The following is a 23271-nucleotide window of genomic DNA, read 5'->3' as shown; positions in this document are numbered from 1 at the left end:
CGGGGATTAGTTGCGAGGTGAATTTTCAAAGAAGACAGAACCGATGAGCAATTTGCCTTTCACCGTTGCCGCCCTTTATTGCTTTGCGCCGCTGCCGCAATATGAGAGCCTGCGCGAGCCGCTGGCTCAGCTTTGCTGCTCGAATGGCATCAAGGGAACGCTGCTTCTGGCGGCGGAAGGCATCAACGGGACAGTTGCGGGCACAGCCCAGGCGATTGAAAAGCTCGTGCAGCACATCACGGCCATTCCCGGCCTGGCAGAGCCCGAACTCAAATATTCCCATGCCAGCGAAATGCCGTTCCATCGCATGAAGGTGCGCTTGAAGCGCGAGATCGTCACCATGGGCGTCGAGGGCATCGACCCGCTGAAAAGCGTGGGCACCTACGTCGCGCCGCAGGACTGGAACGCCCTCATCGCGGATGAAGACACTGTCGTGGTCGATACGCGAAACGACTACGAATATGCCATAGGCACATTTGAAGGAGCGATCGATCCGCAGACCAAGACTTTTCGCGAGTTTCCCGAATGGGTCGAGCAGAACCGCGACAAGTTCGAAGGCAAGAAGATCGCCATGTTCTGCACCGGCGGCATTCGCTGCGAAAAGGCGACAGCCTTCGTCAAGGGGCTGGGCTTCGAGGATGTCTTCCATCTCAAGGGCGGTATCCTGAAATATCTTGAAGAAGTCCCGCGTGAAGAAAGCATGTGGAACGGCGAATGCTTCGTGTTCGATGAGCGCGTGGCCGTTGGCCACGGCCTTGCCGAAAGCGACGTCGAACTCTGCCGCGCCTGCCGCCGCCCGATTTCGCCGGAAGACAAGCTTTCGCAGTATTTCGAGGAAGGCGTTTCCTGCGCCAGTTGTTATGACGAACGCACGCCGGAAGATCGCGCCCGTTATGCGGAGCGCCAGAAGCAGGTAAAGCTTGCCGAGAAGCGCGGGGCGCATAAACACATCGGTAGCTGATGGCATTTTGCGGCAATGATCTATTGCCGCATATGCCCGCATGGGGCTGGTCAAACAGATTTCACCGCATTATGGTGGCTCTGGTTCCGGAACGATCTGAATTCGTTACGGAATTTTGGGCGGCTTTTGCATGGACGCCCGTGCATCAAGGGTTTGACGGCATCCGGGTCGCGTTTGCCTCCATCACACCCATCATCGCAAGTCAGGGCATGGAAATTTCCCATGTCCGAACAGAAACAGCGCCGGTTCTCCGGCGGATGATGGTTTGCCTACTGTTGCAGGTGATATGGAGGATATTCGTGAAGAAACTGATCGCCGCATTTCTCATCACTGTTGCTGCTGGTGCCGCCTCGGTTGCTCATGCTGCCGAAAAGGTGACCGTTTTCGCGGCTGCCAGCATGAAAGACGTTATCGAGGAAGCCGCCAGGCAGATGAAGGCTCGGGACGGCACCGAAGTGGTCGCGTCCTTTGCTTCTTCGTCGGTTCTGGCCAAGCAGATCGAGCAGGGCGCTCCGGCGCAGATTTTCATCTCCGCCGATCTCGACTGGATGGATTATGTCGAAAAGGCTGGTGCCATCGACAAGGCTTCGCGCAAGGTGATCGCGGGCAATGCGCTGGTGATCGCAACGCAGAAGGACACGCCCAAGGGCGAGGCCAAGGAGCTTTTGAGCGGTGGTCGTTTCGCCATGGGCGACCCATCGAATGTCCCGGCGGGCAAATACGGCAAGGCAGCGCTGGAAAAGCTCGATATCTGGAAGGATGTCGAAAAGAACGCGGTCTTCGCCGAGAATGTGCGCGTTGCGCTGCAATATGTCAGCCGGGGCGAAGTCGGGGCGGCCATCGTCTATGCATCGGACCGTGCGGCGGCACCCGGACTGGTCGAAGCCTATCGGTTCCCGGCTGACAGCCACGCGCCGATCCTCTACCCCGCGGCGCTTGTAGCGAAAAACGAAACCGACGCCGCCAGGGCTTTCCTCGCTTTCCTTGAAAGCGATGCCGGTCAGGCGATCATCAAGGACAAGGGGTTCGTAGGCGCGTCGGAGGCTGCTGAATAAATGATCGCCAAAAATGATTGAGAGTAATGTCTGGCAGATTGTGTCTCTGTCGCTCCGGGTTGCCGGAATAGCCATCATTGTCGCTCTGCCGGTTGCTTTTGTGGTCGCGTGGATTCTTGCCCGGTTCAATTTTCCGGGCAAGTCTCTGGCGCAGGCCATTGTCACCATGCCGCTGGTTCTGCCCCCGGTGGTGACAGGCTATCTGCTTTTGATCCTGTTTGGCGCGCGGGGGGCGCTTGGTGCTCCCTTGCAGGAATGGTTCGGCCTTTCCTTTTCCTTTCGCTGGACGGGTGCCGCCCTTGCCGCCGGTGTGATGGCGTTTCCGTTGCTCGTCCGTCCGATCAGGCTTTCGATAGAAGGGCTTGACCGCGGGCTGGAGGAAGCTGCCCGCACGCTTGGCGCCAGCCGCTTCACCGCCTTTTTCACCGTCATTCTGCCGCCGCTTCTACCCGGGGTGCTCGCAGGCGCCGTGCTTGGCTTTGCCAAGGCGCTGGGCGAGTTTGGCGCCACGATCACTTTCGTGTCCAACATTCCGGGCGAGACGCAGACCCTTTCGCTTGCCATCTATGCCCTGATGCAGACCCCGTCCGGTGACGCGGAAGCATTCCGTCTGATTGCGATATCTGCTGCCATTTCAGTGGTTGCCGTGGTGCTGTCCGAATGGTTGCAGCGCAGGCTTGCGGGAGCAACGAAATGAGCGGGCTAGCTGTTTCGATTAATGGCCGCAACGGCAAGTTCATTGTGGAAGCCGATTTCGCGGCCGATTGGGGCGTGACCGCTTTGTTCGGCCACTCCGGTGCGGGCAAGACGACGCTCCTGAAAATGATTGCCGGAACGCTTCGCCCCGAAAGTGGACGTATCGCCGTGGGCGACTTCACGCTGTTCGATGCCGAACGAGGCATAAACCTGCCGCCGGAAAAGCGCCGCATCGGCTATGTGTTTCAGGAGGCGCGGCTTTTTCCGCATATGAGCGTCAAGCGCAACCTGACTTACGCGCGCTGGGCAGGCCGCAGGCAGGCGACGCGCAGCTTTGACGAAGTGGTGGTGCTGCTTGGCATTGGCCATCTTCTCGACAGGCGGCCATCGACGCTTTCGGGCGGCGAACGCCAGCGTGTCGCCATCGGTCGCGCGCTTCTGTCCGATCCGGCGCTCCTGCTGCTGGACGAGCCGCTTTCCTCGCTCGACCATGCGCGACGACAGGAAATCCTCCCCTTTATCGAACGTCTTCGTGATGAAAGCCATGTGCCGATCGTCTATGTAAGCCATGAGATCGACGAGGTGGCGCGGCTTGCCGACCAGATCGTGCTCCTGTCCGCTGGCCGGGTGACGGCAAGCGGTGCGGCGGCGGATGTGTTTCCGCTGATCGACGCCGAGGGCGAGGGCGGCGGCGTGCTGCTGGAAGGGACGGTTTCGTCCTATGACGAGCATTACAAGCTGGCGGAGATCGATCTTGGTGGCGCATCGTTTCAGCTCAGCGATGCGGGGCTGAAACTGGATATGCATGTGCGGCTGCGCGTGCGTGCGCGCGATGTTTCCATTGCCCGCAAGGCGCCTGAAGCGATCAGCATCCGCAACGTGCTGCCGGTGAGGGTCACGGCAATCACGATGGATGGCGGTCCCAACGCCTATGTCGCGCTCGACTTCCGGGGGCGTCATCTGGTTGCGCGGCTGACGCGACGCTCGGTCGACGAACTGGCATTGCGCGCCGGTAACGAAGTGGTGGCGCTGGTGAAGGCCGTTTCGGTTGATCGTGCGGCCATTCGGGAAAAATGACACGGAAACAATAATCCGGTTTTCGTCCCGCTTCTTTTATGCTCCTGTCCGGTCGAATGGGAGAATTGGCATGACTGATTTGCAGAACTGGACGCCGCGTCCACAGCCGGAACGCAAAGTGCTTGAAGGCCGCTATGTGCGGCTGGAACCGCTGAACCCCGGGAAGCATGGTGACGAACTGTTTGCCGCTTCCTCGGTGGAGGATGCGGACCGGCGCTTTACCTGGCTGTTCGAGTTTCCGCCTGCAACGCGCGAAGAATTCGAGCCTTGGCTGGAAAAAGCGTCCAAAAGCGACGATCCGCTGTTTTTCGCCGTCATCGACAAGGCGAGCGGCAAGGTGGCGGGGCGGCAGGCGCTGATGCGCATAGATCCCGTCCATGGCGTCATCGAGATCGGCAGCATCTATTGGGGGCCGCAGATTTCGCGGAAACCCGCCGCCACGGAAGCGCAGTTCCTGTTCATGCAGTATATTTTCGATGAGCTTGGCTATCGCCGCTACGAATGGAAGTGCCACAATGAAAATGGGCCTTCCAAGCGTGCCGCCGAGCGTTTCGGGTTTCAGTTCGAGGGTGTATTCCGCCAGCATATGGTGGCCAAGGGCCGAAACCGCGATACGGCATGGTTTTCCATTCTCGACAGCGAATGGCCTGCCTTGAAGAAAGCCTATCAGGCATGGCTTGCACCGGAAAACTTTGATAGTGACGGCCAGCAGAAGAAGAAGCTGGAGGAGTTTCGTGACCGTGGCTGAGCGCAAGAAGAGCAATCCGGCAATTGCCGCCGCCGTCATCCTGATCGGCTTCGGGGTGCTTGCCTATTTCGTACCCAGCATCATGCTGGCGCTGGGCGAGCGCTCACAAATCGCGGCGATCATCTTCCCGATTGTCTTCGTTCTGGGCTTCTTCGCAATTTTCTGGCTGCGCTCGAAGCGGCAAAATAAAGATTAGAGCGCATCCCGAAAAGTGTGAAACGGTTTTCGGAAAAGATGCGCGTCAAAACAAAGAGATAGAGCGCCAATCTGATTCACTCAGATCGAAACGCGCGCTCTAACTCACCAGCGAAGCGCTCAACAACAGCGCACCGGTCAGGGCGATGAACAGGGCGGCGGCCACTTCGATTGCCGCCTTCAGGCGACCCGACATGGCCTTGCTGCCCGCAAAGCGCAGCGCCGTGTTCTTGGCGGTGACGGCCAGCGTGGCAAGAACAGCCACCGTGATGAACGTGCCGAAGGCCATCGCGAAGACCGAAAGCAGACCGCCAACCATCAAGCCATTCAAAAGCGCAAATGTCAGCACGATCAGCGCGCCCGAGCATGGGCGCAGGCCCACCGACAAAATCGCCGACCACGCCGTCTTCCAGTTGAAATCGTCGCCAAGCGTCGAAGGATCGGCAATATGGGGATTGCCGCATGCGGCGCACACGTCCCCTTCGCCGATGAAGATATGATCCGATGCAGCAGTAGTTGCGGGCTTGTAATTGAGCTTGACCGCGCTGCCGGTCGCAGCCGCGCGTGTGGCTTGCGAAATCGTGCCCTGCCATGCCGGGCCGGAAGCCATTGCCGGCTCGGGCGCGGCGGCAAAGAGCGATGCGGTCGGGCCAGGGCCTGCATCTTCGCGCTTCCTGAAAAGCAGCGGCAGCTTGCGCGCCAGCAGCCAAAGGCCGAAAAACAGCACAAGCGCAAAACTGGCGATCTCCATGTAGCGCGCTGTCTGGTTCATCGAGATGCCGGTGCCGCGCAGCAGGAACCATGCGAGGCCGACGACGGCAATCGCCATGAGTGCCTGCAAAAGCGACGAAATGAACGAAAGGAAGATACCGCGCCGCAGCGCCGTTTCATTGGCGATCATATAGGACGAGATCACCGCCTTGCCGTGGCCCGGCCCCGCCGCATGAAAAATGCCGTAAACGAAGGAAAGTCCCACGAGAACCGAAGCCTGCCATGGGTCTTCGCGCATGGCTTTCAGAGCGTTGGTCATGGCGAGATAGAAAGAGCGCTGCTGTTCGTTCATCCAGAGGATGATATGCGCGAAAGGCCCGGTCGGCTTCATCGCCACCTCATTCGCGCCGATACCGAGCGAGGACTGCGCATAGGCTTGCGCAACGATCATCGTAAGGCAGAGGGCCAGAACGAAGGCTGCCGCTTTTCTCATCAGCCAGTCTTTCCTTTCGGTTCGCAGTCGATCTCGAGACGGGTTGCAAATATCTTCGACATGTCCGTGCCTGTCGGATCGTTGAAAAAGGCATCGGTCAGTGTCGCCTGGTTCTGGGCAAGCGCCTCGTCTGGATCAGGACGGACAACCTTGGATGTGCAGCCTGCGGGCAGGCCCTTCACGATCAGGTCGCTGTCATTCATGTAATCGATGGCGGTATAGAAGGTCGGGTCATAGACGCCGAAGCTGATCTTGTGACCCGCGGCAAGCTTCAACGGTTTTTCGGGCTTGCTGGTGAAGATGATGAGCAGGCGATTGTCCGTGAAATCAGCGGCAAGATCGGTCGGCCTTGCCATTTTCACATCCTTGCCATTGTCCAGAACAGTCTGGAAATATTTGAATTCGGCAATGGAGCCATTGATGACATGGCCAAGGTCGATCAACTCCTGTTTGTCGAGCTTGAGATCGCCATTCTTGTCGAATTCCATGAGGACGGTGGAGGAAAAAACGTCGTCAAAGCGCCAGACATGGGCAAGCTGCTGCACCGTGCCGTCGGGCGATATTGAGAGTTCCAGCCGCGCCTCGGCGAAGACATGCGGGTGGGCAAGTGCAACCGTGGGCAAACAGCCCGCCAGCAACGCGATTGCTGCAGGCCGGATGAAACCGCGCTTGAACAAGGATGAAACCACCATCGAAAATTCCATTAGAACACGCTTATGCCCGAAGGCGGCGAAAGTGCGACGTCTCTGGAAAATCCAGAGCATGTTTCCCGAAAGTTTGACCGGGTTCGGGAGAAGGCAGACAGGAATGCTTTACTGCATTTCCCTGGAGTTGTTTTCCCTGTCCTTGAACCATTGGGTCAGAAAATCGACCAGCGCCCGGATTTTTGCCGGCAAATAGCGCCGATGCGGATAAACAGCGTAGATGCCGCCATCCTTCACGATAAATTCGTCCAGACAGGAGACCAGCCTGCCGCGCTCGATTTCTTCTTCGGCGATGAAGGCGGGCAGCATGGAAAAGCCCAGACCGGCGAGTGCGGCGTTCTTTGTGGCGACGGGGCTGTTCACTTCAATCGGGCCGTTGACGGGAACCGTCATCATCGATCCATCCGTATTGCGGAAATGCCAGTTGTTGCGCGAGCGCGCATTGGTGTCGATGATGCAGGGCCGGTCGGCCAGGTCTTCGGGGCGCTCCGGTTTGCCGACACGGGCAATGAGTTCCGGCGCGCCGCACAGGACGGAGTGGAACGGCGACAATCGCTTTGCGATGAGGGAAGAGTCCTGCAAGCGCGTGATGCGGATCGCAAGGTCGAAGCCTTCTTCCACCAGATCGACAAACCGGTCATCCAGCCGCACGTCGAGCACGATTTCGGGATGGGCGAGGCAGAAATCGATCAGGGACTGGCCGATGACGGCATCGGCGAAGGTACGCGGGGCCGACAGCTTGATGCGTCCGCGCGCATCGGAACTGGTTTCGCTGACGGCATCCTGCAGCGCGTCGATCTCGCGGATGATTTCGACCGCCCGGTGATAATAGGTGTGCCCCGCTTCCGTCAGCGAGAATTGCCGCGTGGTGCGGTTGAGAAGACGCGCTCCAAGCTCGTCTTCCAGTTCGCGCACATATTTGGAAAGGAGTGCCTTGGAACGCCCGATTTTTCGCGCTGCGGCGGAAAATCCTTCCGCCTCGACCACGTCGATGAAGGCGCGCATACGTGTGAGGGTGTCCATGGTCTAGCCCCGCTTCCCGATGATGTTTCTGGCCAGCGCGATCAGCGCCCGGTCGCTGCCGCGTGGTCCGATGAAAGAAATGCCGAAAGGTGCGCTCTGCACCTGCCCCAGGGGTAATGTGATTTGCGGCAGGCCGGAAAGCACCGAAAGGCACAGCAGGCGCAATGCCTGCTCGCGATAGGCCTGCAAGGTTTCGAAAGGTTCTTTTGCGAGCGGAGCCGCACCCGGTACGGTCGGCAGCGCCAGCACGGCGTCGTTCCCGATGATCTTTTCAAGTTCCTGCGTGAATTGCGCCCGGCGCAGGCGCTGGCTGGCAACGAGATCTGCGGCGATTTCCGCGCCGAAGGCAAAACGGTCCGCGACGCCGGGGCCGAGCTTGCGATCACCCGACGAAATCCAGCCACCATGCGTCGCCCAGGCTTCCGCACCCTGAATGTGACGGAAGACCAGATAGAGTTCATCTATTGAAAGCGTCGGCTGGCTTGCCGCCTTGAGGCCCGTGAAGTGCGGGCGCACTTCGGCAAACATGGCGCGATAGGCATCCGTTTCGGCCTCGCCCAGCAAAAGCTGTTCGAGAACCGGCATATAAAGAAGCTTCGTCAGATTGAACTCTCGGGCGTCGTCGCCAAGCAGGATGGCGCCAACCCGGTCATAAAGCTCTATGTCGCGCGCAAACCATCCGATTGTATCGAGCGAGGGCGCAAGCGGCATGATGCCCTGGAGCGGAATGCGGCCATGGGTGCTGCGCAAGCCCACCAGACCGCAGAAGCTTGCAGGAGCGCGAATGGAGCCGCCCGTATCCGAACCGAGCGCAATGTCGGCGAGCTTGCCTGCAACGGCCGCCGCCGAGCCGGAGGATGAGCCGCCGGTAACGCGGTCCGGCGCTGCCGGATTGATCGGATAGGGGAAATGCGAATTCTGCCCCATCAGGGAAAAGGCAAGTTCGTCGGTCTGTGCCTTACCGACAAATTCCGCCCCGGCGGCGAGCAGCCTTTCCACCACCGGAGCCGATCTTTCGGCGCGCGGTGATTCGGCCTCGATCTGCGGATTGCCGCATCCCGTCACCATTCCGGCAACGTCATAAATGTCTTTTACGGCGAGCCGTTCGCCTTCAAGCGGCCCTTCCAATGCGTGAACGGGCGGCTTTTCAGCTTTTGCAATGATGGCGTTGAAGGGATCGAAACTGGCCATTGTTCACAACATGCAACAATTAACGGGATATTTACGCTCTTTCGAGACGGATTTGCCTGTTGAATGTTTCACTAATATTGAACAATGGCAAGCGTACAGCGCACTGCGATCCTGCCAAAAATAAATTCGCTCAACCAATTTTTTGTCATTGAATGGACACGACTTTGCGCTTATATCGCGCTTGCCCAAAGTCGCACGTGCCTGTGGGTGTCCGCCGATCCTCGAATGGTGAGGAATTCGGTACGGTACCTGGACCTAACCGCTCCAGTCGATCTGATGGCCAACCGCCAGATCGAGGACATCTTGAAGCAACGACGGTGCGGGCCTTTCTAGTGTCTTTCGGCTGTCCAAAAGCCGAAATTACTGAAGAGGCACACCTTCATTGCCAGAAGTGCGGATGCGGTTCTCCAATTCCAATCCAAGGCAGACAAAGCGGAGTAACGCGGGTTTAGCGTTGTTCCATCGCCGCATGAGTTTTCGCGTGACATCAGCACCTCCAAAGGCTGGCTTCACGGCGGATGCGTTCATGCACACTTTGTCCCTTTGAAAGCGGTGAAGACAACCGCGCGGGAGAACGACCATGGCAACGCAGCGTATTATCGACTTCCTCAACACCCGCCGTCCGGACGGTCCTTGCCTCGTCGTCGATACCGACGTCGTGCGCGACAACTATCTGAGCTTCGAGAAGGCTTTGCCCTATTCGCGCATCTTCTATGCGGTGAAGGCAAATCCTGCGCCGGAAATCCTGCGCCTGCTCGCTTCGCTCGGCTCGTGCTTCGATACCGCTTCGGTCGCCGAAATCGAAATGGCGCTGGAAGCCGGCGCGACGGCGAACCGCATTTCCTATGGCAACACCATCAAGAAGGAGCGCGATATTGCGCGCGCTTTCGAGCTGGGGATTCGCCTTTATGCGGTCGATTGCGTGGAAGAAGTGGAGAAGGTTGCGCGCGCCGCCCCCGGCAGCCGCGTGTTCTGCCGCGTGCTGACGGACGGTGAAGGCGCCGAATGGCCGCTGTCGCGCAAGTTCGGTTGCGTGCCTGCGATGGCTATCGACGTTCTGCGCCATGCAAAGTCGCTGGGTCTCGATTCCTACGGTGTGTCGTTCCACGTCGGCTCTCAGCAGACGGACCTCACCGCATGGGACCGTGCGCTCGGCGATGCGGCCAAGGTGTTCCGCACCCTTGCCGATGAAGGCATCGTGCTGCGCATGGTCAATATGGGCGGCGGTTTCCCGACCCGTTACCTCAAGGACGTACCGACCGCGCAGGCCTATGGCATGGTGATCTTCGACGCGCTCTCCAAGCATTTCGGCAACCGCATCCCGGAAACTATCATTGAGCCGGGCCGCGGCATGGTCGGCAATGCAGGCGTGATCAAGACCGAAGTGGTTCTGGTCTCGCGCAAGGCGGACAACGACAATGTGCGCTGGGTCTATCTCGACATCGGCAAGTTCGGCGGTCTCGCCGAAACCATGGACGAGGCGATCCGCTACCAGATCGTGACCCCGCATGACGGCAGCGAAACCGAACCATGCGTGCTGGCCGGCCCGACCTGCGACAGTGCGGACGTTCTTTACGAAAAGACGCCGTATCCGCTGCCGGTCTCGCTGACCATCGGTGATGAAATCCTCATCGAAGGCACGGGCGCATACACCACCACCTACTCGGCGGTGGCGTTCAACGGCTTCGAACCGCTCCGATCCTACGTCATCTGATCTTTGAGGCCGGGATATGATCCCGGAAAGCGCGAACGCTTTCCGACCTCGATCATACCTTTGAAAGTCTGAAAGATCCTCTCAATCCGCCCGGTGCTGCAAGGCGTCGGGCGGGGTGTGCTGCTGCCGCTTTGCGGGGATAGATGTGATGAACGCAACTCTTGAAATTCAGGAAAACACCGTAACCCTCGTTGCCCCGGCTTTTTCGATCGCGGGCGAGGCGCTGGAGCATGTGCTGGCGCGCGAAGCCTTGCTGGACCGCGCGATGGGTGAAGGCCGCCGCCGCAAGTCATCGGAAAAACTGCGTCGTGGTCGCCTGCCCGCAGAGGGGCTGGCCTTTGCCGCACTTGGCGAAGACAGAGCGCTCGCAGGGCACCGTGCGGCTGTGGGATGTCCATGCCGGGCTCGACGCCTTCGGTTTTCCCGTGTCCGCCTTGCTGCTCGGTCCGCTGGCCGTCGAACCTTCCGCCGCCGGTTGCGGCATCGGTTCGGCCTTGATGCGTCATGCCATCGACGAGGCCATGCGCCTTGGCCATGGCGCGATCCTGCTCGTCGGCGATCCGGAATATTACGGGCGCTTCGGCTTTACCGCTGAAAAGACCGGCGAGCTTGCCATGCCAGGCCCATATGAAAAGCGCCGTTTTCTGGCGCTCGAATTGAAGCCGGGCCATCTGGACGGCGCACATGGTGTCTTGCGCGCCAGCGGGCGCAAGGTGCCTCGCGCCGAGGTGCTTGCACGCCGGTCGGCATGAGTTGATCGATAAGATTATACTTCAAATGGAAGAGATTAGCGCATTTCCACCAAAAGTGTGAAACGTCTACGGGGGGAAATCAGTTCACTGGACTGATTTCCTATCCCGCTTCGATGCGTTGGATAATGCGATAAAACAAATAGTTAGAGCGGTTCCGGCGTTCCTGTTGGAACAGGAACCGCTTAGAGGCGCAGCAGCCGTCCGAAATTGCGGACGGCTGTGATCGCAAGCCCTGCGAGGAAGCCGGCAATCAGCCCGGCGATGACGATCAGCTTGCGCGATGTGCTGGCCGGATCGAGCGGCGGGCGGGCTTCCGACAACACCCTGACATTGGCGGTATTCAGCCCTTCCTGTTCGTTCGTCTCGCGCGAGCGCAGGAGGAAGGCTTCGTAGACGGAGCGGCGCGCGGTCGCCTCGCGCTCAAGCTCGCGCAATTTCACCAGATCGCCGCTATTGTTTGCCTGCTGTGACTTGAGCTGCGCCAGACGCGTGGTCAGGTCTTTTTCCTGCTGCACGGACCGCGAGACCTCGACTTGCAGCGAGGAGCGGATGCGCCGCAATTCAGCGTCGATGTCGCTCAGCACCGTGCCCGCCTGCGACTGTGCCTGAATGAGCGCCGGGTGACGGGGGCCAAGCTGGGTGGATAAGCCGCTTGCCGTCTGGCGCGCCTGCGCATATTGCGCCCGCAGAGCCGTCAGCGTGTTGGATCGCAAATCCTCCGGCAAAGTCCCGGTCACCACACTGTCGGAAGTGGCGTTGCTCAGTACCTGTACACGGGCCTGAAGCCGCATGGTTTCGGCGCGCTGGTTGGTCAGTTGATCGTTGAGCCGCGTCAGGTCGTTATCGCTGATCAGCTTGCCATCCACATTGACGAGATCGTGCGATGCGCGGAAATCAGCCGCTGCGCGCTCCGCCTGTTCGACATTGGCGCGCATGTCTGCAAGCCGGTTCGACAGTTCGTCCGAAGTGCGCCGTGCGGCATCGGATTGCAGCGATGCAAGCTCGCTCTGGAAAACGGTGCTGATGGTGTTCGCAAGCGAGGCCGATTTCTGCGGATCGCGGGTTTTCACCGAGATCGAATAGATGAAGGTCTTGGCGTCGCGCCCGATGGCGATACTCTTGTGCAGGTTATAGAGAACGCGGGTTTGCAGCGTCTGGCTGTCGCTCGCCTTTTGGGGGGACAAGATATCCTTGATCTGCGCAAACAGTCCGGCAATGCCGGTCGGAACCAGCGTGCCGTTGAATTCGGGGTCTTTTGTCAGGTCCGTCCTGTCGATCACTTTCAGCAGAACACTGCTGGAATCGATGATGCGGGCCTGGCTTTCGGCGACGGCAAGCGATGCGTCGGTCGGGAGTTGCCCCGGGGTCAGTTCGTCTCCAACCGTCTTGATGTTGCGCGGATCGACCAGAATATCGGTCGAAGCGACGTACATCTGCGGCAGCGACAATGCATAGAGCGCGGCGACCACACCGCCCAATATCGTGCTGACCAGCAGGAGCCTGCGCGATCCCCGCACTACATCGATGGCGATGCGCGGATCGATCAGCGGTTTCCATTCGGCATCCGGTGCCGGGCGGTCGGCAACAGGATGCTCGCGCATGACGGGTTCGCGGGCTGGCTCCGGGGGTGGAGCGTCAGCCTCGATTGCGATTTTGCGACGTTCGCGTTCCTGAATCTTGCGCTCCAGTTCCGCTTCGATGAGCGCCACGCGTTTTTGCAACTCGGCCACGTCCGCATCGTCCAGTTCTTCCTCGATAACGGGTTCTGGCGTTTCTTGCGCATCATGGTCGTGTTCATGAAAGAACGCAGCGCGTTCATCCGATGTGGCGGGTGGTGTCCATGGCGGCGCGGCTTCGCTATCACGTGGAGCAGGCGGGCGACCGGTGGGGCGATCCGTCGGGCGCACGTCGGAAAATGCGAGAAGAGGTTTCTCAACTCCCGCCTTTCTGCGCCCCTCATGATCGCTCATTGTCGAATTCGTCCGCATCTGTAGCCGCTGCGGCCGTTTCAGGTGCCCGCTGCCGCCATGAAATCCATTAAACAGGGCTTGCACATGCCAAACCGGAATCCGCTCGCCCCAAACCTGATGGCCGAATGTAATTTTTTATAGAAAACAAAAAGTTAAAATAATGTCGGCCTGAACCGCGAAATGCTCGGCCCTCTTATTTTAGCTTTTGCTTGTCTGCTCTTTGAGCTTGCAAAGAAGAGTTTAAGTCTTTTTAGCTAAATCTCTTTATCTCGTCCCGCTCCAATGGGTCGAACGCACCACGAGACCACGATGGATGAGGCTCCCTGTTGATAGCGAAAGCGCTGCGGAAACTGTCAGGCAATAATGCCGGAATAGTGCGCGATTACCTGTCCCTGTTTTCCGGCTCCGCTGGCAGGCTGGTGGTTTCACTCGTCTATTTCATCGCGCTTGCAAACACGCTGCCCACGGGCGATTTCGGGATATTCGCCACTGCATCGGGCACGGGCGTGGTGCTGTCGCGCATCGTTTCCCTCGGGTTCAGTTCGCCGCTTTACCGCATATCGACAGTAAAGCCGCGCCTGCTCGGCATCTATACGGCGGGTTTTCTCGTCGCCATTCTGGTGTCGCTGCCGCTGTTCGCGCTGGCGTCCTGGCTGGTTTACTTCGTCTTTTTCAGCCGCGATATTTCCTTCCTGCCCTTTGCCGTTGTGGTGTTTGCCGAGGCCCTGTTCTGGCGGTCGACGGAAATCGTCATCATCGTCAATAACGGCCTGCGCCGCTTCGGCATATCGGCGGGACTGGTGATTTTCGGCACGGCCACGCGAGCCGTCGCAGCCCTACTGTTCATGTGGCTGGCAAGCGCCCACGATATTGCGCATTGGGCATGGTGGTATGCGGCTGCAAACGGGGTCGCGCTGCTTGCCGCGCTGCGATTTTACCCGTCGATCCGGCTTCGCTTCAGACCGTCGCTTTATATGCGGCGGCTTTCCGATGCGATTGCCGTGATGGGCGCCGAACTGCTGTTCTATATCCAGGCCGAGCTGGACAAGCTTCTCGTGCTGACTGTCGGCGGGCCTGCGACGGCGGGGCTTTACGCGATCATCATGCGCCTTGTGGACCTTACTGCCCTGCCGGTTCGCTCCTTCAACATGATGCTGGTGCAAAAGCTCATGCGCGCGCCGGACATGCTGTCTTCTTTGCGCATCCGCGCCGGACTGGAGCTTGCGGTCTTCTCCGTCTCGGTGGCAGGTCTCGGCGCGATGGTCGTGTTCCTGCAAATCTTCCCGAACGCACTCGGTTCAAGCGTTGCGCCCATCGTCGGCCTGTTGCCGCTGGTGCTGCTCGTACCCGGTTTCCGCAACCTGATCGAATACCAGACCGAAATTCTGTATGCGCGCGGTCAGTCCGGTCTCAGGACCTTGAGCATGGTGCTGATGACTGCGGCCAAGGCATTCTTCGTCTGGCTGTTGCTGGTGAACTATGCCGACAGTCACGACTGGATTCTGGGACTCAATATCGTGTTTGGCGGCCTCTATCTGCTGTCGCTGGTTTTCACCTATTCCAGCATTCGTTTGCCAGCTAAACGAATTTAAGGTTCAGGCTCCGATAATGCGCCGGATATCGTCGACCGAAAGGCCGAGAAAGGATTGCATGCCGATAGCGACCTGATGGGGTTCCATTTCGGCGATGAAGGTGCGGAATTCCTCTTCGCTCGGTGGCGGGGCGAACCATTGCATCCGGCAGAGATCATGCGTGTCGCTGAAATGGCCCGAGCCTTGCAGCACGTCATCGACATAGCGGCCATAGATGAAGCATTCGGAAAAGCGTCTTATATTGCCAAGGGCCGCCACCCAATGCTGTCCGGTATGAGCTTCGATCCGCTCGCACATCGAAATCACGCTGTCGCGCCGCCATGAAACAAGCTGGCCGATATAGTCGTTAAGCCCGCTTTTGCCGTTTTCGATGCCGAGCAGTTTCGCTGCATTGGCCGCCCAGACCGGATGCTCCGGCCATTCGGGATTGGCGAGCGCATTGGGGCGGACGAAAAGCCGAAGCTGTTCACCATGCCAGAGTGTGCCGCAATCGAAGGGGCGCAGAAAGGCCGTGTCGGAATCCGTGTAGAGAAAACCGTCTTCCTCCACGGCAGCGGCAAGCGCGATCCGGCGCAACTGCTGCACATGCCAGCCACGCAGCGGCTTGGTCCGGAGCGAAAGCCAGACCCGTCTGCGCCAAAGATAGGTCGGATCCCAGAAGGCGTGCAGCCAGGAGGGGAGAAGATCGCGCTCATCGATGATGACCCGGTGCGCGCTTTCGAGCTTGCGAAACAGGGCAACATCCTTGCTGTCTACGAGGATGTAGTGCTTCGTGAAACCGCTGACATATTTGTCCACGGTTTCGCAAAGCAGCTTGCAGCGCTCGAAATCCTGATCCCAGCTGGCCGTGACGATTGCGGTTCTCACCGGGGTTCTCCCTTCATCCAGCCTTTGGCGACGCGCCACAGAAATACGGGATTGCCGATGAGATAGCGTTTCGCGAGCCTTCGCGGTTCCTGCAACAGCCGGTGCGCCCATTCCATCTGGATCTTGCGCATCCAGTGCGGCGCGCGCTGCACGCGGCCTGTATGCAGGTCGAACAGCGCGCCGACCGCGCTCGCTATCGTGCAGTGCTCCGCGGTGATATGCTTGTCGATGAAGAGTTCCTGGCGCGGGACGCCCATCGCGACGAGCAATAGGTCGGCGTGGAATTCCTTCAATTGCGCCAGAATGCCGTCGAGATCGGCGGGCTTGAAGAAGCCGTCGGAAATGACGCGATATTCATGGCGGGGTATCTGCTGCCTGAAAAGCTGTGCGGCGTCGGCAGCGACGCCCGGACCGCCGCCGAGAAGTGCAACCTTCAGCGGGCGTTTCATATGCTGCAAGAGCCCCGGAATGAAGTCCGTTCCGTTGAGATTGGCAGGGAATTTGCTGCCATAGGCAACCTTGCTGGCAATATCGACACCCACCCCGTCGGGCAGGATCAGGAAATCCTGCAACGCAGCGCGATAATCCGGGGTTTCATCCGCAATGTTGGAATTGTTGGCGTTGAGCCAGCCTTGCTTCATGAACCGGCCCTCATTGATACGGTTCTCGAAGAAGGCGAAGGCGCCGTCCCAATCAAAACAGGCGACCTTCACGCCAAGGATGTTCCGGTAGGTTACATTTTCGGTATGCATCATGCCTAGTCCGTCATTCTATTTTCGCTGCGAAGTGCTTGCAGACCGCGGGCAACCGCACGGTCCATGCCTTCGATTTGTGACCGGGTGAAGGCCTTGCCGTCCAGTCTCTGGCTGTCCCCCGATCTTGCCTTCCCGATCCGCTCGATGATTGCCGCCGCGAAGGCTCGCGGGTCATCGGCAATGGTGCAATTGGCCGGGATATTGTCGATACCGCGCACGGAATGCGTCGTGGCGACGCTTGGCATGCCCAGCTCGAATGTTTCAATGGTTTTCAGCTGCACCCCGGTTCCCGCCCGGCTGATGAGCGGAACAACCGCCCCGCTTTCCACGAATTCCGTCGCATCCGGCACCTTGCCGACGAAGTTGACGCCAGACCAGGCAGAGACGAGATCAGCGGGCGTGTTGCCTGCAATCGTGATGGAAATATCGCCGGGGAGATGCGGCTTTACCTCGCGCAGGAACCATTCCAGCCCGATGCGGTTCGGGTGCCATGTCCATGTGCCGATGAGGGCAAGGTCGTACCTTGCCGGGCGTGGCTGAGCCGCCTGCATTCCGCCCGGCGTGACGAGCGGCATCGTCGCAAACCGGTCGGGAGCAAGTCCGAGCGCCGGGCCGTCATCTTCGGCAAAGGTGAAGACGAAACGCGCCGTTCCGCTGAGGCGGCTTTCCAGCCCTTTGAGAATGCGCGCCTCGCGGGCGAACAGGAATTTCTGAATGAAGCTTCGGGCGTCGGCGGCGTTTTCCTCCGCCGAGCGATATTCCACATTATGCGCCACGAAGAGCGACGGCTTGTCCTTGAAAATATCTTCAAACGCGCCGGGCAGGGTCACCCCGTTCAGCACATAGGCATCGAAAGGGCCGATCCGTCCGATGGCCTCGCGCAGTTTCTGCGCTGGAATCACCCGCAACTTCGCCGAGGAGACAGTCAGGCCGGTCAGGAAGGATTTCACCACCCAGCCGATCTTGCGCCTGATGCCAGCGCCTTCGGTTCGCACTTCCACCTCGCCCAGCACGACCGTAACCGCAGCATCGGCTTTCACGCCCGGCCATGTGAAACCAAGCACGGTCACCTTTGCACCCGAACGCCGCAGGCCATCGACCACAGCCGAATTCGCCACTTCATAACCGGTAGTCGGGATTCCATGCGGAACAATCGATGTTACGAAAACAAGGTGAGGGGACGGCAAGTCAGCTCCTGCATATTACGGATCAGCGTTCTCTATGATAGTTTCAGGCTGTGCTTACAACCACGCGGTGAACTTTTCTTTAATTGTTTTTGAATAGGCCCGGTGAAAACATGGGTCGTTAAATATTGGGTGGCGTAATGTCTGTATTACCGGATCATATACAAGTAATTGCTAAAACACCTAAACTTCGTTTCGATGAAGTAGAGGTGGTGGTGACCTTGCCGACATTTCGCCGTCCGGAGCATGTCATCCGCACGCTGGATACGCTCAATGCCCAAGTCACCAGCCGCCGCTTCGCGGTCGTGGTGATCGAAAACGAGGCGGAGGACCGGGAAGGCGCCAAGGTTGCGGCACCACAGTTCGAGGCCGGAAAATATAACGGCATGCTGATCGTGGAATCCCATCGCGGCAACTGCAATGCCTATAATGCAGGCTGGCTGACGGCGACGACCTATTTCCCGAATTTCAAATATGTCATCGTCATCGATGATGACGAACTCGCCGATCCGGCCTGGATCGAAAACATGGTGGCAACCGCCGAGCGCTATAATGCCAGCCTCGTCGGCGGTCCCCAATATCCGATTTTTGAGAAGCCGGGTTCGGAAAAATGGGCAAGGCATCCGGTTTTCCTGCCGCATTACAGCAAGACCGGGCCGGTTCCAATCATCTATTCATCCGGCAACCTGTTGATCGCCCGCCCGGTTCTGGAAGCCATCGGCTATCCGTTCATGGACCTGAAGTTCAATTTCACCGGCGGCGGCGATTCCGATTTCATCAACCGCTCCCGCGCCAAAGGCTTCACGATTGCCTGGTGCAACGAAGGCATCGTGCGGGAGACTATTCCGGCACGGCGGCTGGAGAGCGACTGGATCACGGCGCGGGGCCTGCGCAACGGCGTCCTGTCAACGCTGATCGAGCAACGCCAGCGCAAGGACGAGCCTTTGGGTCAGGTGCGTGTTTTTTTGAAAAGTCTCGCTCTTTTGGCTTATTCTCCGATCAAGGCCCTGCGGCGCGGCATCGCGGCGCGCTTCGTGCCGGTCGGGACTTACTTCATCCATATCGGGCTGGGCCGCGTCATGGCCCATTTTGGATATCTGAATGAGCAATATCGCAACCCGGACAAGAACTGACGCGCGTTCCGATGTTGCGGCGCAAGCCAACGTGCGGGCGACAGTCCGCACGATTGCGCTCGTTATCGCCACGATAACATTCTGCATTCTGCTGATTTCCTTCCGTCCCTTCAATCCGCTCAGCGCCGCGGCGAGCGGGGATGCGTCGGGCGGCGGCGATGCCATCAACCAGCTCGGTTTCGGCTGTCTCGGAGCCGTATCCCTGCTGTCGCTTGCCATGTTCGCCGATCCGAAGAAGGTGGCCAAAATCGTCAGCCCCGGCTGGCTGCTGATGTTTGCCTTCCTGTTGGCGTCGGTTTTCGCAAGCCCCGATCCGGCAACCGCGATACGCGGCGTATTGTTGACGATGATCGGCATTCTGACGGTCATTGCCGTCCTCAGCCTGCCGCAGGATGGCGACGCCTATTCGGCCATGCTGGTCACTGTGGCTTCGATCGTCATCGTCGTTTCCTATGCGGGCGTCGTGCTTCTGCCAAATCTCGGCACCCACGGCGCCGACGCGCTGGAACCGCAGAACGCCTATCTCTGGCGCGGTGTCTTCACGCACAAGAACATTGCCGGTCCGGTCATGGCCGCCTTTTCCTTCGCCGGTGTCTATCTGTGGCGGCGCGGCTGGCGGGTGAGCGGTTTCCTGATTGCCGTCTCCGCATTGGTCTTCGTTTCGCAGACCGGATCGAAGACGACGGCGGCGCTGGTGCCGCTGGCCATGCTGCTCGTGATCACCCCCGGTCTTTTCGGCCTCCGTTTCCTCGCGCCGGTGGCAGTCTTCACGATCCAGTTTCTGCTTGCGCTGTTTACCTTCGGCACGGTCCTGTTCGAGCCGATGCATCAGCTCGTTCTGCAACTCGATGTCGATCCCACCTTTACCGGGCGCACCTCCATCTGGGCCTTTGCGGTGGAAGCGCTGTCCCAGCGCCCGTGGACCGGCTTCGGCTATGAAAGCTTCTGGGGCACACCGATCGCGAAGCAAGCCGCCAATCCGTATTATCTCGACTGGGATGTGCGCGGCATCGTGCATGGGCACAATGGTTATCTCGATATCGCGCTGTCGATGGGGGTTCCGGCGCTCATCTGTGCTATTTTCGTCATCATCGTCATGCCGCTGGTCAATTACGCGCGCTGCCGCCCGGTGCGGGAAAACCTGCTGCTGGCCGATTTCTTCCTGATGGTCGTGTTCTTCGGAACGTTGAACGCCATGCTGGAAAGCTTCTTCTTCCGCCGCATGGACCCGGTCTGGCTCACGCTCGTCTTTGCGATCTTCGGCCTCAGGCTGACCGCGAAAATCATCATCCCGAAACGATAGAGCGGTTCCAGTGAAAACAGAATCGTGGAACCGCTCTATCTCTTTGTTTACACGCATTATCCAACGCAGGACCGTTTCGCACTTTTGCTGGAAATGCTTTTAGCCGGAGCCACTTCATGAATATCGCAATTGTCGGGACCGGATTTGTTGCCGACTACTACATGACCACGCTGCGCAATTATCCCGAACTGACGCTGCGCGGCGCCTATGACCGCTCTCCCGAGCGGCTGAAGGCGTTCTGCGCGCATTACTCGGTCAGTGCTTATGAGAGTTTCGAGGCAGTCCTCGCCGATCCGGACGTAGAGATCGTCGTCAACCTGACCACGCCTGAAAGTCATTTTGAAATCTCCCATGCAGCGCTTTCGGCGGGAAAGCACGTCTATTCCGAAAAGCCGCTGGCGATGAATTATGACGATGCGGAAGCGCTGGTCGCTTTTGCGCGGAAGGCAGGGCTCACGCTCGCGGCAGCTCCCGGCCAATGGCCTCAGCGATGCCTATCGTCTGGTAGCAAGCGTAATGAATGGCATCGGCGTGCCGCGTCTTGTCTATGCGGAAATGGAAGACGGGCCGGTATTTCGTGACAAATGGTCAAGCTGGCGTTCGCAGTCGGGAGCGCCGTGGCCCGGCCTGCACGAATTTGAGATCGGCTGCACGCTGGAACATGCGGGCTATGCGCTGTCATGGCTGGTGTCGCTGTTCGGTCCGGTCGAAAGTGTCTCGGCATTTTCCGCGATAACCTTTCCGGACAAGGGGCCGGGAACCGAGCATCTGCATATGGCGCCTGATTTTTCGGTCGGCTGTCTCGTTTTCAAGTCGGGGCTGGTGGCGCGTCTCACATCGGGGCTTGCCATGCCGAAGGATCGCAGCCTGACAATCGTTGCCGACAAGGGCTCGATAGTGGTGGATGATCTCTGGGATAATCGTTCGGTCGTCCGTCTTGAACGCACGGAGGAAAAGCGCCGTTTTCTCGCGCGCCTGTTCGGCATCATCGAAATGCGCGTCGGCAAGTTTCTGTCCTGGAAACCGACCGTCGGCACAAAGCTGTCCTATCCGAAGGCCGACAAGCGGTCGCTGCCCATGTATCCCTCACAGATCGATTTCGTGCGGGGCATCGCCGATCAGGCCCGCGCAATCCAGACGGGCGACAAGGCGTTCTTCTCTGGCGATGTGGCGCTGCATATCACCGAAATCGCGCTTGCCCTGAACAATGCCGGTGAAAATGCGCAGCCTTACAGGATGAGAAGCAGTTTCTAGAGAGCCGATCTCAGCTCGTCTTTCTGAAAATTTGTCCTGGCGCGCATCTTATCCGAGAACCGTTTCACACTTTTCGGGATACGCTTTTCAACCCTTCGACAGCACCTTGCGGATGATGTCGGCAACGGCTGCACTATGGTCGAGCGGCATGATCGCATCGGATATCCGGCCGCTTCGCACCGCATCGCGGACCGCTTCGGCCTGAAACTGCAATCCGTTGCCGGAAAAAGCATAGGTTTCGATGGTGCGGCCCGGCAGGGGCAGGCGGTTCATGACCTTGCCTACAAACCCCTTGCCGCCATTCGGGCCGAGCGATGACCGCGCGGCAAAGGCAGAAAACAGCGTCAGCCTCTGGGCTTTCAGAAATGGCGAATGGATCAGGATCGTGCCTTTGGTCCCCTCGATCAGCATGCTGTTCTCGCCGTCGCGGTCGAAGCCGCAGGAAAGGCTGGCTGTAGCGCCCCGCCAGCCGAGCTGGAAATCGGTACGCATGTCGACGCCGCTTCTGGCGCGCTGCCAGCGGCCGTCCGCATGATCCGGCAAGCCAAGGAAATACAGTGCCAGCGAAACCGGATAAACACCGAGATCGAATGCAGCGCCGCCGCCAAGTTCCGGACTGAAGAAGCGGCTTTGCGGGTCATAGGCGCGGATATAGGACAGATCGGCTTCAATGCGCGTCACCGCGCCGATGCGACCGCTGTCGATATGCTTCCTGGCGGCGCGGATCGCTGGCAGAAAGCGGCTCCACATCGCCTCCATGGCGAAGACGTTTTTTGCTTTCGCAGCGGCTTCGATCTGCCGTGCGCCCGCCGCATCCAGCGACAGCGGCTTTTCGATCAGGCATGGCTTGCCGGCCGCGATTGACTGCATGGCCTGCAGCACATGCATCGCGCTCGAAGTGGCGATATAGATGGCATCGATATCCGGATGGGCGAGAAACGCGCCTGAATCGCTGAATGCCTTGTCAGCGCCGATCCGCCGGCGGAAAGCTTCGGCGGTCTCCGCCGCGCGCGAGCAAACAGCGGTGACACGCATCCCCGTGCTTGCCTGAATATCGTCCGCAAAGGCGTTGGCTATCGTGCCCGTGCCCCATATGCCCCAGCGAAAGTCTGTCTTTGCCTGCCTGTCCTGATTCACGTGCTTGCCCCGCAACTTCATACAGGTGCTATATAGCTCATGTAATGCGGCTAACGAAGTTTCTTTGTCCTGTCAGGATGTCTTTCACAAGGTGGGTTTGATGAGCGGATTTGTCGTGGCTGTAGCGCGGGATGGTGAGCATCGTTTTTCCAAACAGGTCGTGCCGGAAATCCGCATCATCACGGGGCATGGCGTCGAAGGCGATGCGCATCAGGGCGTGACGGTAAAGCACCGTTCCCGCGTGCGGGCCGACCCGACACAACCCAATCTGCGGCAGGTGCATCTCATCCATGCCGAGCTTTTCGACGAGCTGGCCGAAAAGGGGTTCGATGTTGCGCCCGCCGACCTTGGCGAGAACATCACCACGCGCGGTGTCGATCTGCTGGGTCTGCCCCAGGGCGCGCTGATCAGGATCGGCGATGAAGTCGTTCTGGAAGCGACCGGCCTGCGCAACCCCTGCGCCCAGATAGAGAATTTCCAGGCCGGGCTTCTGAATGCTGTGCTGGACCGCACCCCCGATGGCGAACTGGTCCGCAAGTCGGGCATCATGACCATCGTTCTTGCAGGTGGCATGGTAAAGGCGGACGACGCGATCACTATCGAATTGCCGCCGCTGCCGCATCACAAGCTGGAACGGGTGTGAAAATCGCGAAACACGGGTTTTCAGGCCAGCTAACCGATTTAACAAGGCGGTTATGCGGGCAAAACCGGTGATTTTCGTGACGGGAGGTCTATCAACTTTGCGTCATATGCCCT

20 protein-coding genes and 2 pseudogenes are annotated in these 23271 nt (G+C 59.2%); 13 read left to right on the top strand and 9 right to left on the bottom strand.

The annotated features are described in order from the left end of the window. Positions 1 to 43 precede the first annotated feature (43 nt). The 6 genes from trhO to OINT_RS18630 all read left to right on the top strand — a co-directional run bounded on the left by trhO (position 44) and on the right by OINT_RS18630 (position 4733). Positions 44 to 961, top strand: a complete 918-nt coding sequence (gene trhO, locus OINT_RS18655) for an oxygen-dependent tRNA uridine(34) hydroxylase TrhO (protein WP_006472907.1) — start codon at positions 44 to 46, stop codon at positions 959 to 961. 299 nt (positions 962 to 1260) lie between these two features. After that, positions 1261 to 2016, top strand: coding sequence for a molybdate ABC transporter substrate-binding protein (gene modA, locus OINT_RS18650; RefSeq protein ID WP_039853509.1), 756 nt, complete (start codon positions 1261 to 1263; stop codon positions 2014 to 2016). 13 nt (positions 2017 to 2029) lie between these two features. After that, on the top strand, positions 2030 to 2713 hold the full coding sequence (modB, locus tag OINT_RS18645; protein WP_006469458.1) for a molybdate ABC transporter permease subunit: 684 nt from the start codon (positions 2030 to 2032) through the stop codon (positions 2711 to 2713). Next, complete coding sequence (gene modC, locus OINT_RS18640) at positions 2710 to 3789, top strand: molybdenum ABC transporter ATP-binding protein (RefSeq protein ID WP_006471414.1); 1080 nt, start codon at positions 2710 to 2712, stop codon at positions 3787 to 3789. Before modB ends, modC begins: the two co-directional genes overlap by 4 nt. Positions 3790 to 3859: 70 nt before the next feature. After that, positions 3860 to 4537, top strand: a complete 678-nt coding sequence (locus OINT_RS18635) for a GNAT family N-acetyltransferase (protein WP_006471415.1) — start codon at positions 3860 to 3862, stop codon at positions 4535 to 4537. Then, positions 4524 to 4733 carry a hypothetical protein gene (locus OINT_RS18630; RefSeq protein WP_006469453.1) on the top strand — a complete coding sequence of 70 codons (210 nt, stop codon included), beginning with the start codon at positions 4524 to 4526 and terminating at the stop codon, positions 4731 to 4733. Before OINT_RS18635 ends, OINT_RS18630 begins: the two co-directional genes overlap by 14 nt. Positions 4734 to 4832: 99 nt before the next feature. Here the strand turns inward: OINT_RS18630 and OINT_RS18625 are convergent, their stop codons facing one another. The 4 genes from OINT_RS18625 to OINT_RS18610 form a co-directional block, all read right to left on the bottom strand. Then, positions 4833 to 5936, bottom strand: a complete 1104-nt coding sequence (locus OINT_RS18625) for a nickel/cobalt transporter (RefSeq protein ID WP_006469452.1) — start codon at positions 5934 to 5936, stop codon at positions 4833 to 4835. Further along, positions 5936 to 6640, bottom strand: coding sequence for a DUF1007 family protein (locus OINT_RS18620; protein ID WP_006471416.1), 705 nt, complete (start codon positions 6638 to 6640; stop codon positions 5936 to 5938). The genes OINT_RS18625 and OINT_RS18620 overlap by 1 nt, the downstream gene beginning before the upstream one ends. Positions 6641 to 6748: 108 nt before the next feature. Beyond that, positions 6749 to 7663, bottom strand: a complete 915-nt coding sequence (locus tag OINT_RS18615; protein WP_006469450.1) for a LysR family transcriptional regulator — start codon at positions 7661 to 7663, stop codon at positions 6749 to 6751. 3 nt (positions 7664 to 7666) lie between these two features. Then, complete coding sequence (locus tag OINT_RS18610) at positions 7667 to 8854, bottom strand: amidase (RefSeq protein WP_006469449.1); 1188 nt, start codon at positions 8852 to 8854, stop codon at positions 7667 to 7669. A 580-nt stretch (positions 8855 to 9434) separates the two neighbouring features. Here OINT_RS18610 and odc2 point away from each other — a divergent pair. Both odc2 and OINT_RS18600 read left to right on the top strand, forming a co-directional pair. After that, positions 9435 to 10568, top strand: coding sequence for an ornithine/lysine decarboxylase (gene odc2, locus OINT_RS18605; protein WP_006469447.1), 1134 nt, complete (start codon positions 9435 to 9437; stop codon positions 10566 to 10568). Between the two features lie 148 nt (positions 10569 to 10716). Continuing rightward, a pseudogene (locus OINT_RS18600) lies at positions 10717 to 11320 on the top strand (GNAT family N-acetyltransferase). Positions 11321 to 11502: 182 nt separating this feature from the next. On the opposite strand, the gene OINT_RS18595 reads toward OINT_RS18600, so the two are convergent. Beyond that, positions 11503 to 13290 carry a GumC family protein gene (locus OINT_RS18595; protein WP_006471418.1) on the bottom strand — a complete coding sequence of 596 codons (1788 nt, stop codon included), beginning with the start codon at positions 13288 to 13290 and terminating at the stop codon, positions 11503 to 11505. Between the two features lie 326 nt (positions 13291 to 13616). On the opposite strand from OINT_RS18595, the gene OINT_RS18590 reads away from it, so the two are divergent. Then, positions 13617 to 14882 (top strand): lipopolysaccharide biosynthesis protein, encoded by a 1266-nt coding sequence (locus OINT_RS18590; protein WP_006469444.1) that lies wholly within the window; start codon positions 13617 to 13619, stop codon positions 14880 to 14882. A gap of 3 nt (positions 14883 to 14885) precedes the next feature. On the opposite strand, the gene OINT_RS18585 is transcribed toward OINT_RS18590, so the two are convergent. The 3 genes from OINT_RS18585 to OINT_RS18575 are packed head-to-tail and all read right to left on the bottom strand — an operon-like array spanning position 14886 to position 17691. Beyond that, positions 14886 to 15749 (bottom strand): DUF6492 family protein, encoded by an 864-nt coding sequence (locus OINT_RS18585; protein ID WP_021585297.1) that lies wholly within the window; start codon positions 15747 to 15749, stop codon positions 14886 to 14888. Beyond that, complete coding sequence (locus tag OINT_RS18580) at positions 15746 to 16504, bottom strand: WecB/TagA/CpsF family glycosyltransferase (RefSeq protein WP_006469442.1); 759 nt, start codon at positions 16502 to 16504, stop codon at positions 15746 to 15748. Before OINT_RS18580 ends, OINT_RS18585 begins: the two co-directional genes overlap by 4 nt. A gap of 2 nt (positions 16505 to 16506) precedes the next feature. Continuing rightward, entirely contained in the window at positions 16507 to 17691 is a 1185-nt protein-coding gene (locus tag OINT_RS18575) for a glycosyltransferase (RefSeq protein WP_006469441.1), read from the bottom strand. Between the two features lie 137 nt (positions 17692 to 17828). On the opposite strand from OINT_RS18575, the gene OINT_RS18570 reads away from it, so the two are divergent. The 3 genes and pseudogenes from OINT_RS18570 to OINT_RS18560 all read left to right on the top strand — a co-directional run bounded on the left by OINT_RS18570 (position 17829) and on the right by OINT_RS18560 (position 21378). Further along, entirely contained in the window at positions 17829 to 18821 is a 993-nt protein-coding gene (locus OINT_RS18570) for a glycosyltransferase family 2 protein (RefSeq protein ID WP_006471419.1), read from the top strand. Beyond that, positions 18790 to 20124 carry an O-antigen ligase family protein gene (locus tag OINT_RS18565; RefSeq protein WP_006469439.1) on the top strand — a complete coding sequence of 445 codons (1335 nt, stop codon included), beginning with the start codon at positions 18790 to 18792 and terminating at the stop codon, positions 20122 to 20124. The genes OINT_RS18570 and OINT_RS18565 overlap by 32 nt, the downstream gene beginning before the upstream one ends. A gap of 116 nt (positions 20125 to 20240) precedes the next feature. Further along, positions 20241 to 21378, top strand: a pseudogene (locus tag OINT_RS18560) (Gfo/Idh/MocA family protein). Positions 21379 to 21465: 87 nt separating this feature from the next. Here the strand turns inward: OINT_RS18560 and OINT_RS18555 are convergent. Next, positions 21466 to 22515 (bottom strand): Gfo/Idh/MocA family protein, encoded by a 1050-nt coding sequence (locus OINT_RS18555; RefSeq protein WP_006471421.1) that lies wholly within the window; start codon positions 22513 to 22515, stop codon positions 21466 to 21468. A 100-nt stretch (positions 22516 to 22615) separates the two neighbouring features. On the opposite strand from OINT_RS18555, the gene OINT_RS18550 reads away from it, so the two are divergent. Continuing rightward, positions 22616 to 23158, top strand: coding sequence for an MOSC domain-containing protein (locus OINT_RS18550; RefSeq protein WP_006471422.1), 543 nt, complete (start codon positions 22616 to 22618; stop codon positions 23156 to 23158). Positions 23159 to 23271: the final 113 nt, after the last annotated feature.

The sequence above is a fragment of the Brucella intermedia LMG 3301 genome, from assembly GCF_000182645.1.
GTDB lineage: Bacteria > Pseudomonadota > Alphaproteobacteria > Rhizobiales > Rhizobiaceae > Brucella > Brucella intermedia.
This window is presented reverse-complemented; position numbering and strand designations above follow the sequence as displayed.